This is a genomic window from Streptosporangium amethystogenes, from assembly GCF_000721075.1.
Lineage (GTDB): Bacteria > Actinomycetota > Actinomycetes > Streptosporangiales > Streptosporangiaceae > Streptosporangium > Streptosporangium amethystogenes.
This window is the reverse complement of sequence record NZ_JOEQ01000033.1, coordinates 62,175-77,863: the sequence shown is the minus strand read 5'-3', so window position 1 is coordinate 77,863 and position 15,689 is coordinate 62,175. Positions and strand designations below refer to the sequence as shown.

The 15,689-nt window shown below is 72.0% G+C and carries 8 protein-coding genes; 5 read left to right on the top strand and 3 right to left on the bottom strand.

The features are described from left to right. Window positions 1-104: 104 nt before the first annotated feature. Window positions 105-530: a response regulator gene (locus IG98_RS0134900; RefSeq protein ID WP_245651847.1), complete on the top strand. Its 426-nt coding sequence runs from the start codon at window positions 105-107 to the stop codon at window positions 528-530. On the opposite strand, the gene IG98_RS0134895 is transcribed toward IG98_RS0134900, so the two are convergent. Further along, a complete protein-coding gene (locus IG98_RS0134895) occupies window positions 456-986 on the bottom strand; it encodes a response regulator transcription factor (protein WP_030922286.1) in 531 nt (176 codons plus the stop codon). The two genes, IG98_RS0134900 and IG98_RS0134895, sit on opposite strands and share 75 nt — an antisense overlap. A 270-nt stretch (window positions 987-1,256) precedes the next feature. Here IG98_RS0134895 and IG98_RS47655 point away from each other — a divergent pair, with 270 nt between their 5' ends. Both IG98_RS47655 and IG98_RS0134885 read left to right on the top strand, forming a co-directional pair. Continuing rightward, on the top strand, window positions 1,257-2,780 hold the full coding sequence (locus tag IG98_RS47655; protein ID WP_084195872.1) for a DUF4118 domain-containing protein: 1,524 nt from the start codon (window positions 1,257-1,259) through the stop codon (window positions 2,778-2,780). Between the two features lie 236 nt (window positions 2,781-3,016). Further along, window positions 3,017-4,327 (top strand): hypothetical protein, encoded by a 1,311-nt coding sequence (locus tag IG98_RS0134885; RefSeq protein WP_157594694.1) that lies wholly within the window; start codon window positions 3,017-3,019, stop codon window positions 4,325-4,327. Window positions 4,328-4,444: 117 nt separating this feature from the next. Here IG98_RS0134885 and IG98_RS47650 read toward each other — a convergent pair whose 3' ends face one another. Together IG98_RS47650 and IG98_RS0134875 are read right to left on the bottom strand one after the other, a co-directional pair. Continuing rightward, entirely contained in the window at window positions 4,445-6,076 is a 1,632-nt protein-coding gene (locus tag IG98_RS47650; protein WP_051753338.1) for a tRNA ligase subunit PheS family protein, read from the bottom strand. A gap of 463 nt (window positions 6,077-6,539) precedes the next feature. Then, entirely contained in the window at window positions 6,540-7,796 is a 1,257-nt protein-coding gene (locus tag IG98_RS0134875) for an alpha/beta hydrolase (protein WP_051753337.1), read from the bottom strand. Window positions 7,797-8,049: 253 nt separating this feature from the next. Here IG98_RS0134875 and IG98_RS0134870 point away from each other — a divergent pair, with 253 nt between their 5' ends. Then, on the top strand, window positions 8,050-14,373 hold the full coding sequence (locus IG98_RS0134870) for a type I polyketide synthase (protein WP_030922271.1): 6,324 nt from the start codon (window positions 8,050-8,052) through the stop codon (window positions 14,371-14,373). Continuing rightward, window positions 14,370-15,686: a crotonyl-CoA carboxylase/reductase gene (gene ccrA, locus IG98_RS0134865; RefSeq protein WP_030922269.1), complete on the top strand. Its 1,317-nt coding sequence runs from the start codon at window positions 14,370-14,372 to the stop codon at window positions 15,684-15,686. The genes IG98_RS0134870 and ccrA overlap by 4 nt, the downstream gene beginning before the upstream one ends. The last annotated feature ends 3 nt before the right edge of the window (window positions 15,687-15,689 follow it).

The following is a 15,689-nucleotide window of genomic DNA, read 5'->3' as shown; positions in this document are numbered from 1 at the left end:
CTTCTCTTCGAACATGGGCAAGATCCTGCCAGGGGCACACGGGCGACGAGGACCAGTTCGACTTCAACCCGGTGAACCTATGCGGTCACGGCACTAGCTGCAATGTGCCGGCCCAGCTTTCCTGCGATTCTCGACATGTGGCCATAAGGTGTCTCATCATCGATGACAGTGATCACTTCCGCCGTGCCGCCCGTGCGCTGCTGGAGCGGGAGGGGATCGCCGTGGTTGGCATGGCCTCCGCGAGCGACGAGGCCCTACGGCAGATCGGCGACTCCCGGCCGGACGTCGCGCTCGTCGACGTCGATCTCGGTGAGGAGAACGGTTTCGACGTCGCCCAGCGGCTCGCGCGGGTGTCACCCGAGGGCCGCCCGCACATCATCCTGATCTCGACCCACGCCGAGAAGGACTTCACGGACATGATCGTGGCCAGTCCCGCCGTCGCGTTCCTGTCGAAGTCAGCCCTTTCCGGGGCGGCGATCCGCGACATTCTCCGGGAAGCCTGCGACGAAGGGGATCCGGGCCCCACCTGACCCGGGGCGTGCCCCGCGGGTTTCCCGCCGGATCCACCCGCGACGCCAAGCCGGTCCCATCGGTCCCACCGGCCCGCTCTCATCGGCCTCACAGGTCCCCGGACCCGCATCGGGCCTCCAGGTCGCACCGGGTCGTTCCCCGGGAGGCGGTCCGGGGCAGCGGGTTTCGAGGAAGGCCAGTACGGCGAGGACACGGCGGTGGTCGTCTCCCGATCCCGGTATCCGCATCCTGGACAGGATGCTGTGCACGTGCTTCTCGACCGTGCCCTCGGTGATCCAGAGTTTGCTCGCTATGCCGGCATTGGAGCGACCCTCGGCCATCAGGGCGAGGACCTCCTGCTCGCGCGCGGTGAGAAGCTCCAGCGGATCGTCCCTGCGGTGGGTCTTGATGAGTTCCCGCACCAGGCTCGGATCGACGACCGAGCCGCCCTGGGCGACGCGCTCAAGCGTCTCCATGAAGTCGCCGACCCGAGCGGGCCAGCAGGCTCGACACCCCCTCGCGGAAAAGCACGTCATCGTCCGCCACTGCTACGCGTATCCGGTTCTCGTGCACGATCATCACCCTTCCGTGGTGTTCCTCCCGCCGGACCCGTCATTAAAAGAATGGCCACTTAAGGGTTGGTGAATTCCAAATACTCTGGACCTTTGGTGGTAAATCCTCCGGGCGTGGTACGGTCCGGAGCGAAGTGTGAAATATCTCGTTGACATGCGAGTATCTTAGTAGTTATGCGGGAGTGGCGGCTGTCGTCATTGCCGTACACAAAGCGTCAATCCTTCGTGCTGGGGATCGTATGCGGCGCCGTGTGCATCGCGGCGGAGGTTTTGCTTTCCCTTTTTCTGGCCCGCTTGATACCGGGTGGTTTCCTGGGCGGGATCTACCTGCTCGGCGTTCTGCTGGTCTCGGTCGTCTGGGGCCTGTGGCCCGGAATGGTGACCCTGCTGGCCAGCGCCGTCGCCTTCGACTACTTCACCCTTCCTCCCCTGTGGGGCTTCTTCCCCGGGGAGCGCTGGCTCTGGACCCCGCTTCCGATCTTCCTGCTTGTCGGGCTGGCGACCACTTTGATCGCGGCGCGGGTGCGCTCACTGGGCATCCAGACCAGCGAACGTCGCCGTGAGGCGGACCTCACCGTGCGACTGGCCCACATCCTGCTGTGTACGGAGAACCTGAGCGCGGCGCTGCCCCCGGCCTCGCGCCTCCTGGCACAGGAACTGGGGGCACCGGGCCTGGAGATCCGGCTTGAGGAGGTCTTCGCCGACGGGGACGGCGAGGTTCTGCCGCTCGTGGAGAGCGGCAGCCGGATCGGCGTGCTCGTCCTTCCCGCCGGTGTGCCGGAGGACGTCCGGACACGTCTGCGCGACCGGATGCCGCCCTCCTTGGAGGCGCTGTTGCGGGCGGCCCGCGATCGAGAGAACGTCGGGGCCGTCCTGGCGTCCAGTCGTGACGAGCTCAGCAGGATCGCGCGGGAGCAGGCGACGTTGCGGCGTGTCGCGACGCTCGTGGCACGGGGCATCTCCTCGACGGAGCTGTTCAACGCGGTCGCCTGCGAGATGGGCTCCCTCATGAAGGCGGACCACGTGTCGGTCAGTCGCTACGACCCCGGCCACACGACGGTGGTGGGCACGTGGAGCCTCCGGGAGGACGTGAGAAAGGTGATGCCTCTCGGCTCGCAGTGGCCGATCAACGAGACGGTCGTCTCCGGCATGGTGCTGAGGACGGGAGAACCGGCACGGGTGACGAACTACGAGGAGACCTCGGGAACGATCCTGAAGTGGGCCCGTGAGATGGGTATCACCTCCGCGCTCGGCTCTCCCGTGATCGTCGACGGCTCGCTGTGGGGTGTGCTGCTCGCCTTCTACAGCCGCTGGGAGCCGAGGCTCGAAGGCGCCGAGGAGCGGATGACGGACTTCACCGAGCTGATCGCGACCGCCATCTCGAACGCGCAGGCCCGCGCCGATCTCGCCGCCTCCCGGGCGCGCCTCGTCGCCGCGTCCGACGGGACCCGCCGGCGCATCGAGCGCGACCTGCACGACGGTGCCCAGCAGCGACTGGTCTCGCTCGGGCTCGAACTGCGCACGGTGGAGGCCGGAGTGCCGCCGGAGATGACGGAGCTCAGGGAGCAGCTGTCTCACACGGTCCAGGGGCTCATCGGGCTCAGGGACCGCGTCGAGACGCTCGGCGGAAGGCTGACGATCACGAGTTCCGAGGAGGAGGGCACATCGCTTCTGGTGACGGTGCCGGTCGAGAACTGACGGCCGCGGCAGGCTCGCCGGGGTGAGCGGAGGGCCTGTCCCACCGGGCCATCGGCCGGTGGGTCAGGCTCGCCCGGGAGGTCCCGGGCGAGCGGGCTCCTGCCCGCGTGGAACGCCGGATCAGCCGGAAGGTATCGAAGTCCTGTGTGTCCTTGATCGGGGCTGTTGAGCCCATTGCGATCTGGGTAAAGTGAGGATCGATCGTTTTGACCAGCTTCATCCGGGGAGTTCAGGACATGCGACTTACTCTGCGCCGGGCCCTCGCCGTCGGCGCCGCGCTCGCACTCGTCGGAATCATGACGCCCGGGGCCGCGTACTCGCAGGACGATCCCCGTAGCTGCAACGATCTGATGGGGGCCGACACCCCGGCCTACGTCGTGTGCCACTGGCTGGCCAAGCCGGAGGAGGCCCTCGGTGTCGCGCTCTTCTGGGGCAGCGACGACGCGGCCCATCTCAGGGAGGCCAACCCGGTCGACGGCAAGTTCATCGACTGCTCGGCCGGCGCCTGCCCTGAGCCGCCCGGCGGCGGCGCCGAGGGCGACGAGAACTCCCCCCTCCCCGAGGGCGCGGGAGAGGACGGCGCGCCCGAGTGCGAGGCGGGCCAGCAGTGCTCGATCGACGGGCACGACCAGGGCGGCGACGGCACCGTCAGCGGATCCGAACTGACCGGTGCCGCCAAGCCGACCTCCACGAGCACCCAGGACCCCGCCGTCGCGGCGGCCGCGCTGACTCCGGCCGGTCAGGCGATCACCGCGGCGAAGGCCCAGCAGCTGAGGGTCTGGATCGACACCGAACTGGCCGACGACTGGAAGGCGGGCACCGAGACCTTCACCGCCGCGGTCAAGCGCATCGGCGCGCTTGCCGCGCGTCCGGAGGTCGCGGGCATCAGGTTCACCTCCCAGCTGGGCTACAACAGCACGTTCAAGACGGACGCGGAGATCACCGAGTTCGTCACCGCGGCCTCCGACGCACTCCGCCAGGCCGCGCCCGGCAAGCGGCTGGGCATCCACACCGTGGTCCCCGAGCTCGCCTGCGGCGCCAACGACACCTGCAAGGCGGAGATGCGCAAGCGGTATCCGCTGCTCGCCCCCGAGAAGGTCGAGTCCCCGCTGATCGCGGGCCGGGTCGACCAGCTCTCCCTGGACAGCGGCCTGCTGTACGGCGGCTACGACACCTGGAAGATCGACGCCGAGCAGGCCCACCGCAACCAGTGGATCCAGGTCCGTGCCCGGTCATGGGACGTCCTGGCCCAGATCGCCGCGGAGGAGACCGGTCTCGTCGGCCAGGTGACCGATGAGCAGCTCGCCTCCCGGCTGTCGGTGCCCGTCAAGGACGGCGCCGCCCAGCAGGTGAACGTCTGGACCCGCGTCCAGGACGCACAGGGCGCGGTGAACCGGCTGACCGCCTGGGACCAGCTGAAGAAGCTCACCCCGATCCAGCGCCGCCTGGCCGCCGTCTACGACCCGGCCAACCCCGAGGTGGACGTGACCACCGACCTCAAGAAGCTCTCCGAGGCTTTCGGCCAGATCTATCTCGCGACCACCTGACACACTCCCGCGATCTCCCGGTGAGGCGGCCCAGGCCGGTCTCACCGGTACCGTGCGGGGCGAGCGCTGAAGTCCCCTTCCGGACGCCGATGACCACCAGGCCGGACGGGCAGGACGTCACGCGCTTCCGCGATCGGTGAGATGTTCCAGTGCGGTGAGATCGATCTCCATGACGCTCGTCCCCGGTGGCAGGCCCAGGGCCTGGACCGTGGCGGTGTGCAGCTCGCCGGCGTGACCGAGCACCGCCCCGTCGGCGAGCAGCTCCAGGCAGCGTCCAGGGAGCCAGGGCGCGTACTCGGTGGGGCGCGTGATCAGGCCGGCCCCCATGACGTGCGCGGCCGTCCGCCCGGCGTCGACGGCGCGGGCCCACGACGACTCGCCGGTCAGAGCGATGGCGAGATGGCTGGGCTGGGCTGGGACGGTGGCGTTCAGCGCGTCGAGCCGGCTCGCGGTGGGGTGGCGGTCCGCCAGGAGCGAGGGGGGTGCGAAGACCACCCCCTGCTCGAAGAGCGCCGGGTGGTGATTTCCCAGGGCGAGGTTGAGCCCCAGCGCGGCCAGCAACCCGGGGAGGAGCGTGGTGCGCAGCGACGGCTCGCGCGGGCTGATCGGGTTCCTGAGCGTCAGCGTGGCGCGGCGCGGGTCGTCGGGCGCCAGGCCGAAGGCGTCCCACGCGGCGTCGCAGACGAAGGGGAAGCGCGGCGTCTCGACGTACCCCGCCCCCGCCAGCGCGTGCCCGATCCGCCGTCGCAGGCTCTGCGAGCGGGTGAGCCCTCCGCCGGCCTCCCGTCCCCGCGGGCCTCTCCTGCCGTGACCGCCTCGGGTCAGCGGGATGATCTCCAAATCGGGCACGGCCCGTGCGGCCGGCACGGCCCGGGTGGTGGCCGTGCTCCAGGGGCGGGGAGCGGGCCCGGGCCTGCCGCCGGGGACGAACTCATCCATCCCGAGCGGGAAGCGGATGTCGCCGCCGACGATGTCGCGGATGTCCTTCAGACCGTGCCGGAGCATCAGGGTGCGCTCGACGCCCACACCGAAGGCGAACGCGCCGTACCTGTGCGGATCGACGCCGCAGGTGGTCAGCACCCGGGGGCGGACCGTGCCGCACCAGCCCCACTCGACCCATCCCCCGCCGCCGCACGTCCCGCACGGGCCCGCGGAGACCTCTCCTGAGACGTCCTCTCGGACGCCGTGGCAGACCGCGCACTCCAGGTACACCTTCGCCGACGGGTCGGTGTAGGCGGACCGGTGGGTGCGGAGCCGGGTCACCGCGCCCCTGCCGAACACGGCGGCGGCGAAGTGGTCGAGGGTCTTCTTCAGGTCGACCATGGTGAGCCCCAGGTCGACGGCGAGGCCCTCGACCTGGTTGAACACCGGGCTGTGGATGGTGTCGGCCGCGTCGGGACGGAAGGCGCGGCCCGCGCAGACCAGGCGGAGTGGCGGGGTCCTGCCGAGCATCGCCCGTACCTGCGCCGGCGAGGTGCGGGTGCGCAGCACGAGGCCGGACCTCCCGCCGGGCTCAGCGGGGTCTTCGAGGTGGAAGACCCGGTCGGGGGCGCGGCCGGGGTGGTCGTCGTCCATGTCGAGCGCGTCAAAGGCGAACCACTCGGCCTCGACCTCGGGTCCTTCGACGACGCGGTAACCGAGGTCGAGAAAGACATCGGTCATCTGCTCGGCCATGACGGTCACCGGATGCCGGGCCCCGCGCGAGTCGTGCGGCGCGCCCCCGGCACGTCCGCTGAATGCGCTCCTCATCAAGTGTCGCTGCCTCTTCCTGTGTGAGCGCGCTTCCCCCGAGACGGTCAGGCGAGAGCCGCGGGTCACCCTTCGCGGGGACACGACGGCACGCGACCGGACGACCTCGCGGGTAAGACCGGAAGTCGCCTGCGGGAAGGGGATCCGCGTCCGGCGTCCGTTACGGAACGCCGGGTTTGACGCGCGACCTCGAACGTTCGCCACGCTGGGTGTTGAAACAACTACTCAAAGTTATTGGCTGGTCAACGGTGAGTCAACACGCCACCGGGTCGGCGATGAGGGTTCGACAGGAGGGGCGTTCCGTCAGGGGCGGGTCCGCCTCTTCGGCGGCGGCGTTCCCCGGGGGCCCGCCGAACGCCGCCGGGGGGCGTCACCGGCAGCGGATCGTCCGGCCGGGACCGACGGCCGGTGTCGCCGGCCGGTGTCGCCGGCGCGCCGCGCGTCCCGCTCTCACATCCCGCTCTCACGTCCCGCCGAGCAGGTTCCAGACGTTCTCGTTCTCCTGCTCCCGGGGTGCGGAGTCGTCGTCCTGGGCGGCCTTCAGGCCCAGGGCGGACAGGATCATCGGGAAGGAGTTGCGAAACTCGCGCTCCCAGTAGGGCCAGCTGTGGGTGCCGTCCTTGTACAGGTGCACCACGGGCTTGACGCCGTGGAAGCGGAGCTTGGCGATCAGGTCCCTGGCCGTGTAGGCGGAGATCGGCTCGCCGAGGTGGGCCGGGCTCCAGGGGGCTCCCGGCGGGTCGAGTTCGCCCAGCCTGCTGGTCGTGCCGCTGGAGATGTAGATGCCCATGCCGCGCAGGTTCCTGGCGTGGGCGGCGGGGTCGTTGGCCTTCCAGACGTCCCGGTTCCTGAGTGGATCGCCCCACAGCGCCTGCGGATCCTGTCCCTCGGAGGCCTGCGCGTTCATGATGAGTTCGGGGATGCCCGGCAGGCGGGTGGACATGATGCCGCTGTAGGCGCCCACGAAGCGGAACATCCCCCGGTGCAGCGCGGCGTACTTCATCGCGCCGTACGCGCCCATGGAGAGCCCCGCGACGGCGCGGCGGCTCCCCGCGCGGTAGCCGGTCTCCAGCAGGCGGCGCACCTCGGAGGTGTGGAAGGTCTCCCAGGCGGGTGCGCCTCTCTTGCCCTTGTTGTACCAGTTCGAGTAGTTGCCCGCCCGGCCCGCCTCGGGCATCACGATGATCGCGTCCATGTTCTCGGTCATGCTCGCGATGTCGGTCATTCGGGTCCACGAGGTGTAGTCGTCGGCGCCGCCGTGCAACAGGTACAGGACCGGCCAGGTGCGGCGCGCGCCCTTCGACCAGCCCTTGGGCACCAGTACGCGGACCGGCAGGGTCGCGTTGACCGAGGGTGACGAGATCTGCAGGTCGAGCATGCGCGGGCCGAGCCAGATCTCCTTGACCACGCGCGCGGCGCCCGGCCTGGCGGCAGGCCAGGGCCCCCACGGGCTCTTGCCACCCTTGCCGGCGGAAGGGCTCGGGCTCGGCTGCGGTTTCGCCGCCTGTCTCACCGCCGAGGCGGTCCTGCCCCCCGGTCTCGCGATCAAGGCGTTGCCCCCCGCGGGTTTCACCTCCGGAGCGGTCTCGACCGCCGCGCCTGCCTCGCCGCTCCTGTCGCCGGGTGCCGACGCCCAGGCCGGGGCGGCGTGCGCGGTCGAGGGGAATCCGACGACGAGCGCGGTCGCCAGTGCCAGAAGTCCGCGTCGAGCAGGTCGCATGGTCGTTCCTCCACCCGGCCTGGAGACAGTGGCCGTGGCAGGCGACCCTAGGCGGGATGGTCGCCGCTCAGCTATGAGCATTCGCAACGAAATGACGTTGCTACTTGCGCTTTAACCACAAATCTCATCAGATATCGCGCGTTATCACGTTCGTTATAAAACGCCGAGATGGATTGTGGTCTGCCATGGCTCCCTTATCCGGATATGTCTGGGTAAGTTTGCCGACCACCTCGGGTGTTCTTGGAGCTGCCACGTGGACCTGTTCGGTGAAGACGAGATTCGCCGCTTCCTCACGGGGCGTATCGCGACCCGCTGTCGCCTGTCCCCCGCGGATGTCGACCCCGACCGTCCCCTGGAGGAGTTCGGGCTCTCCTCCCGCGACGCCGTCGCGGTGGCGGGGGAGTTGGAGGTGCTCCTCGGCCGCGAGCTGGGACCCACGCTGGTCTGGGAGTATCCCACGATCAACCGCCTGGCCAGGGGGCTCGCGCCCCGCGCGCGGACCGCCCCGGAGAAGGCCGGACCGGTCGTCTCCGACGAGCCGATCGCGGTGATCGGCGTCGGGTGCCGCCTCCCCGGCTCGGTACGCGGCCCCGCGGACTTCTGGCGGCTGCTCATGGCCGGCGGCGACGCCGTCGGCCAGGTGCCCGAGGGCCGGTGGGAGCCCTTCGACGACGGATCCCCCCGCACCGCCGAGGCGCTGGCCAGGACGACCAGGCACGGCGGCTTCCTGGAGGACGTCGCCGGGTTCGACGCGGAGTTCTTCGGGATCGTCCCCGGCGAGGCCGAGACCATGGACCCGCAGCAGCGGCTGCTGCTGGAGACGGCCTGGGAGGCGCTGGAGCACGCGGGCGTCGCGCCTCGGTCGTTGCGCGGCAGCCGTACCGGCGCGTTCGTCGGTATATCCGGCAACGAGTACGCCTACCTGACCACGGCCGACACCGCGAAGGTGGACGCCTGGACGGCGACGGGCGCGGCGTTCAGCATCGCCGCCAACCGGCTCTCCTACCTGCTGGACCTGCGCGGGCCCAGCCTGGCGGTCGACACCGCGTGCTCATCCTCGCTGGTCGCCACACACCTCGCCGCGGGCAGCCTCAGGTCGGGGGAGAGCGACCTGGCCATCGCCGCCGGGGTCAACCTGCTGCTCTCACCCGTGATCACCATGGCGTTCGACCAGGGCGGCGGCACCGCGCCCGACGGGCGCTGCAAGAGTTTCGACGCCTCGGCGGACGGGATGGTCAGGGCCGAAGGCTGCGGGGTCGTCGTGCTCAAGAGGCTTTCCGACGCCCAGCGGGACGGCGACCGGGTCATGGCGGTGCTCCGCGCCACCGCGGTGAACCAGGACGGCCGGTCGAACGGGCTGGTCGCGCCCAACCCCGAGGCCCAGGAGGAACTCCTGCGCGGCGTCTACTCGGGGCTGGGCGGTCCCGGCTACATCGAGGCGCACGGCACCGGCACCTTCCTGGGCGATCCGATCGAGGCCCGCGCCGTCGCCGCCGCCCTCTGCGAGGGCCGTACCGCGCCGCTGCTCCTCGGCTCAGCGAAGAGCAACCTCGGCCACCTGGAGGCCGCCGCCGGGATCACCGGCCTGATCAAGACGGTCCTCGCCCTCCATCACGAGGTGATCCCGCCCAGCCTCCACTTCCACCGGCCCAACCCGCACATTCCCTGGGAACATCTCCGGGTCGTCACCGCCCCCACCCCCTGGCCGGACGGGTACCCCCTGGCGGGTGTCTCCTCCTTCGGCTTCGGCGGCACCAACGCCCACGCCGTCCTGGAACCCGCCCCGCAGTGGCGGGAACCGGAGCCCGAGGGACCGGCAGCGAAGATCTTCCTGCTCACGGACGTGTCTCCCGAGCGGGTCAGGGATCACGCCGGGACGCTCGCGAACTGGGCCGACGCCGAACTCGCCGAGCCCGCCCGGCCCGATGCCGCCTCCCCGGACGCGCCCGCCGTCGAGGGCACCCCCGCCGTGGGGGCTCGGCGGCAGGTCTCGCTCGGCGACGTCGCGCACACCCTCGCCCGGCGGGCGGGGCGGGGCAGGGCGGGGGCCGCGGTCGTGGCCGCGAACCGGGCGGAGTTGGTCGCCGGGCTGCGGGCCGTACGGGACGGGGCGGGCGTCACCGGAGCGGCGCTGGCCGGAGGGCTCGGGCCGGTCTGGGTGTTCTCCGGCTACGGATCGCAGTGGGCGGGCATGGGCGCCCGCCTCTACGCGGAGGAACCGGTCTTCGCCCGGACCATCGACGAACTGGACCCGATGCTCGCCGAGGAGACGGACGTCCGGCTACGCGAGATCATCGCCGAGGGGGCGGACGCGCCGGGGGTGGCCGTCGCGCAGCCGGTGATCTTCGCGGTGCAGGTGGCGCTGGCCCGGCTGTGGACGGCGTACGGGACACGGCCGGCGGCGGTCGTCGGGCACTCCATGGGGGAGGTCGCGGCCGCCGTGGTCGCGGGCGGGATCGGGCTGCGGGACGCGGTACGGGTGATCTGCCGCCGGGCCGCGCTGCTCGGCACGATCGGCGGCGGCGGGGCCATGGCGGTGCTTGAGGTGCCCGCCGAGGAGGTGCCCGGTGACCTGCACGTCGCCGTGTACTCCTCGCCCAGGCAGTGCGTCGTCACCGGCGACCCCGACCGGCTGGCCGCCTTCGCCGCCGAGGTCGAGGCCCGCGGCCTGCTCGCGCGGATGCTGACCGCCGAGGGCGCCGGACACTCACCGCAGGTCAAGCCGCTGCTGCCCAGGCTCCGCGAGGCCCTGGAGGGCATCGCGGGCGGCAAGCCGGAGCTCCCGTTCTACTCGACGGTCTTCGACGACCCCCGCGAGGTGCCGACCTTCGAGCCCGCCTACTGGGCGGCAGGGGTCCGCCGCCCGGTTCGCCTGCTCGACGCGATCAGGGCCGCCGCGGCGGACGGTCACACCCTCTTCACCGAGATCAGCCCGCACCCGGTGCTGGCCGGAGCGCTGCGCGAGAGCCTTCCCTCCGGAACGGTGATCACCCATTCCCTGCGCCGGGGCCACGACGAGGAGATCCGCGCCCAGCTCGCCGCGACCGTGGTCGCGATGCCCTCGCTGCTGCCGTCCCGCTCCGGCACGCTCGCCGACGTGCCACCGTCACCCTGGCGGCACGAACGCCACTGGATCTCCGCCGCCAGGTCGTCCGCGCTCCCGCCGGGCACCCATCCGCTGCTCGGGGTGCACGTCGAGAGCCCGGCGGGGCACGTGTGGACGACCACGCTGGACGACCTGTCCGACGTCCCCTGGCGGCTGGAGCCCGCGGCGTGGCGGCCGCACGGCCTGCCGGTCATGCCGCTGGTCGCGGTCGCGGCCCTGGCCCAGGCGGCGGCCCTCGCCGTGTACGGTCAGGCCGAGCTGGCCGACGTCACCCTGAACGGCTTCCTGCCGCTGCCCGCCACGGTCACCACCACCCTCACCCCTTCGGGCGAGGTCGAGATCGACGCCAGGAACGCCGCCGGGGTCTGGGTCCGCTACGGCACCGCGAACATCGTCGCGGACTCGCCCGTCGTCGCCGCCGTACCGAGCCCGGCCGAGCTGGCCGGGCGGCTGCGCGTACCGGCGGGGACGCCGGTCGAGATCGAGCTGCTGGAGCCGGACGGCACCCCGGTCGGGCTGCTGGCCAGGGACGTCCCGGCCGACGCGCTACCGGTGCCCCTGGCGGGCAAGCTGGTGAGGCGGGTCTGGGCCACCGAGGAGGGGACCGATGATCGGCCCGCGGAGAGGGGACTCGACTCCCTTCGGGCCCGTGGCTGGCTCATCCTGGCCGGAGACGAGAACCCGCGGGCCGAGCGCCTGGCCGCCGGGCTCGCCGCCGCCGGACACATCGCCCGCACGCTCACGATGCCCCGCCTCTCCCCGCCTCCTGCCGCGGCCTCGCCCCTGGTACCGGCCCAGCGACCCGCCCCGCACGCCGCGACCCGCCTCGTACCGTCGTCCCCGGCCGGGATGCCGCCGAGTGACGAGGTCGTGCTGCTCGTCCCCGCGGGCCTGACCCCGGCGGGGAGCGAGGCGCTGCTCCTCGCCGTGACCGCGACCGTCCGCGAACTCGTGGCGCAGAGGCCCGGGGAGGGGCCCGGTGGTGGTGCCGGGAGTGGTGCCGGGACCCGCCTGAGGATCGTCACCGACCGGGCACAGGCCGTACTGGACGGGGAGCCGGGGGACCCGGGGGCCGCCGCGCTGCGCGGGCTGGTCCGGGTCCTGGCCTTCGAGCATCCGGAGCTGCGAGCCTGCCTGGTGGACGTCGACGACACGGAGTCGCTCCTGACGGAGCTGGCGGCCGACGAGCCGGACGACGAGGTCGCCTGGCGCTTCGGCATCCGGTACACCGCCCGCCTCGCCGCCGTACCCGACCTGGCGGGCGGCACCGGCACGGTCGGGCGGCGCGGGGCGACGCAGGTGGTACGGCGCGGCGGGGGATACCTGATCACCGGAGGGTACGGCGGCCTGGGGCTGGTCGTGGCCCGCTGGCTGGCCGGGCGGGGCGCGGGGCGGATCGTGCTCGGCGGGCGGTCGGGGCCCTCCGCCGAGGGGGCCGCCGAGATCGAGCGGCTGCGCGAGCTGGGCGTCGACGTCCAGGTGGTGACCGGCGACCTGGCCGCGCCGGGGGTCGCCGTACGGCTGGTCAGGGCCGTGACCGACGGAGGGGTGCGGCTCCGGGGCGTGGTGCACGCGGCGGGCGTGCTGGACGACCGTCTCGTCGTCGACGTGGGCTCGCCGGACCTGCACCGGGTCTGGTCGGCCAAGGTCCACGGTGGTCTGGCACTGCACCAGGCGACCAGGCAGCCGAGTTTGGACTGGTGGGTGGCGTTCTCCTCGGCGGCCGCGCTGCTCGGCTCGCCCGGCCAGGCCGCCTACGCGGCGGCGAACGCCTGGCTGGACGCGCTCTGCGACCTGCGCAGGTCCGAGGGACTGCCGGGAACGACGATCAACTGGGGTACCTGGGCCGAGGTCGGCGGGGCGAGCCAGGCGTCGCTGCCCGCCGTCTCGCCCATCACACCCGGCGAGGGAGTCGAGGCGCTGGAGGCGCTTCTCGCCGCCGAGGCGGACGCGGCGGGCGTGCTGCGGCTGGACGTGGCGACCGCCGTCGAGCTGTTCCCCGGCATCGCGCGCATGCCGTACTTCGCCGACCTGGCGGGCACGGGGACGAACGCCGGAGGCTGGGCGGGTGCCGAGGCCCTGGCCGGCATGGAGCCGGGCAGAGCCGTCGAGGTCGTGGTCGGCAAGATCAGGGAGCGCGCGGCGGCGGTGCTGGGGGTCGACGCCGCCTGGCTCCAGGAGGACACCGTGCTCACCGAGGCGGGCCTCGACTCGCTGGCGGCCACCCGGCTGCGCGGCACGATCGAGCACGACTTCGGGGTGGCGGTGCCCGCCGCGCCGATGCTGCAAGGGGCGACCCTCGGGGACGTGGCCATGGCCGTCGCCGCGGAGCTCGGCCTGGGCGGCACGGCGGCCCCGGCCCGCCAGGTGGAGCCGAGGGACGCGGCGGAGCGGCAGGTCGTCGCCGCGCTCACCCGGATACTCGGGCGCGAGCCGGGGGTGACCGAGGAGATCCCCGAGGACGTCCTGCCGGTCCTGCTCGACGTCCTCGGCCGGGAGACGGGCCGCGCGCTCGCCGCGGGCGAGGGGGAGGGCGAGGGCGAACGGGCCGGCCTGCGGACCGGTGCCCAGGTGGCCGACCTGGTACGGGAGATCGACGAGGAGGAGGCCGCCCGTGGCCTTGTCCGCCCGCTCACTCCCGCCGCCCACGCCTACCTGGCGGCCCGCCCCACGGAGGCGGGGGAGCGGGTGCCGCTCTTCCTGGGGCATCCGGCGGGTGGGACCACGGGAGTGTACTCGCTGCTGGCGGGGCTGCTCGGCGCCGAGCAGGTGGTGTTCGGGCTGGAGCGCCCGGCGGACCTGGGGGTGTTCGGTCCCGAGGCCGGGGTCGAGGAGCGGGCCGCCCGGTACGTGGCGGAGATCAGGAAGGTGTGCCCCTCCGGTCCCTACCGGCTGGGGGGCTGGTCGTTCGGGGGGGTCCTGGCGTTCGAGATCGCACGGCGGCTCGGCGCGGAGAACGTGGAACTGGTCGCGATGATCGACTCGGGTCTGCCCGACGAGGTCGAGGCGGCAGGGCGGGCGGAGATCGTCGCGCGGCGGTACGCGGACTTCGCCGCCTATCTCGACGAGACCTACGGGGTGCGGGTCGACCTCGTCCATGAGGAGCTGGCGGCCCTGGACGAGGCCGGGCAGCTCGCGCTGGTGGAGGCGCGCGTCGCCGAGTCGGGGGTGCTGGACCTGCTGGGGGAGGCCATCCTGCGGCACCAGATCACCTCGCACGAGGACACCCGGGCGCTGGAGGCGTACCGGGCGGGGAGCTATCCGGGGCGGGTGCTGCTCTACCGCTCGACGGAACCGACCCCGTGGGCCGTGGAGGACGTCCGCTACACCCATGCCGACGACCCGACGCGGGGGTTCGGCCCGTTCAGCCCGGCGCTGGAGATCGTCACGATCCCCGGTTCGCACCACCTCAACCTGCTCGATCCGCCGCACGTCGAAGTCATCGCCGCTCACCTTGGAGGCCAGGAATGACCCTCGCACAGGCCGTCGTCGACGGCGCCGATCCCGAAGAGCTCGCGCGGCTCGACGTTCCCACCACCTTCAGGGCCGCGCACACCCGCAAGGGCGAGGTGGGCATGTTCGGCCGGAGCAGGCACGGTGTGAACGGCGTCGACAAGGACATCACCAGATCCGTCCACGTGGGCGAGGTGCCCATGCCGGAGCTCGGTCCCAACGAGGTGCTGGTCGCCGTCATGGCGAGCGCGATCAACTTCAACACCGTGTGGACGGCCATGTTCGAGCCGATCCCCACCTTCGCCTTCCTGGAGCGGTTCGGGCGCGAGGACCCCCGGCACGACAAGGACTTCCATGTGCTCGGCTCGGACGCCTCCGGAGTGATCGTCCGGATGGGCGCCGCGGTACGGCACTGGAAGATCGGCGACCGGGTCGTCGTCTCGCCCGCCTACGTCGACGAGCAGGACCCGATCAGCCACTCCGACTCCATGCTCGGCTCCGACCTGCGCGCCTGGGGGTTCGAGACCAACTACGGCGGGCTGGCCGAGTTCGCGGTGGTCAAGTCCACCCAGCTGCTGGCCAAGCCCGGACACCTGACCTGGGAGGAGGCCGCCTGCAACATGCTGTGCGCCTCCACCGCCTACCGCATGCTGGTCAGCGAGCGTGGCTCCCGGATGAAGCAGGGCGACGTCGTGCTCATCTGGGGGGCGACCGGCGGGCTCGGCGCGTACGGCGTGCAGCTGGTGCGGAACGGCGGTGGCATCCCGGTGGGCGTCGTCAGCTCCGAGGAGAAGGCGGAGCTGCTCCGCAGGATGGGCTGCGAACACGTCGTGGACCGCTCGCAGTTCGAGCACCTCGACGATGAGAAGGCCTGGCGGAGGTTCGGCGCCGAGGTCCGTCGCCAGGTCGGCGAGGACCCACACATCGTCTTCGAGCACACCGGCCGGGACACCTTCGGCGCCTCCGTCTACGTCGCGCGGCGCGGTGGCTCGGTCGTCACCTGCGGGTCGTCCAGCGGTTACGACCACGCCTACGACAACCGGCACCTGTGGATGAAGCTCAAGCGGATCGTCGGCTCCCACGGGGCGAACTACCAGGAGTGCCACGAGGTCAACCGGCTGCTCTCGCTGGGCCTGCTGCATCCCACCCTGTCGGCCGTCTACCCGCTCACCGAGACCGGCGCCGCCGCCCGCGCCGTGCAGCTCAACGAGCACGTCGGCAAGGTCGGCGTGCTCGCCCTGGCGCCCACCGAGGACCTCGGCGTCGAGGACCACGCGCTCAGGGAGCGCGTCGGCGAGGACCGGCTCAGGCTGTTCCGAGGCTGGCAGTGACCG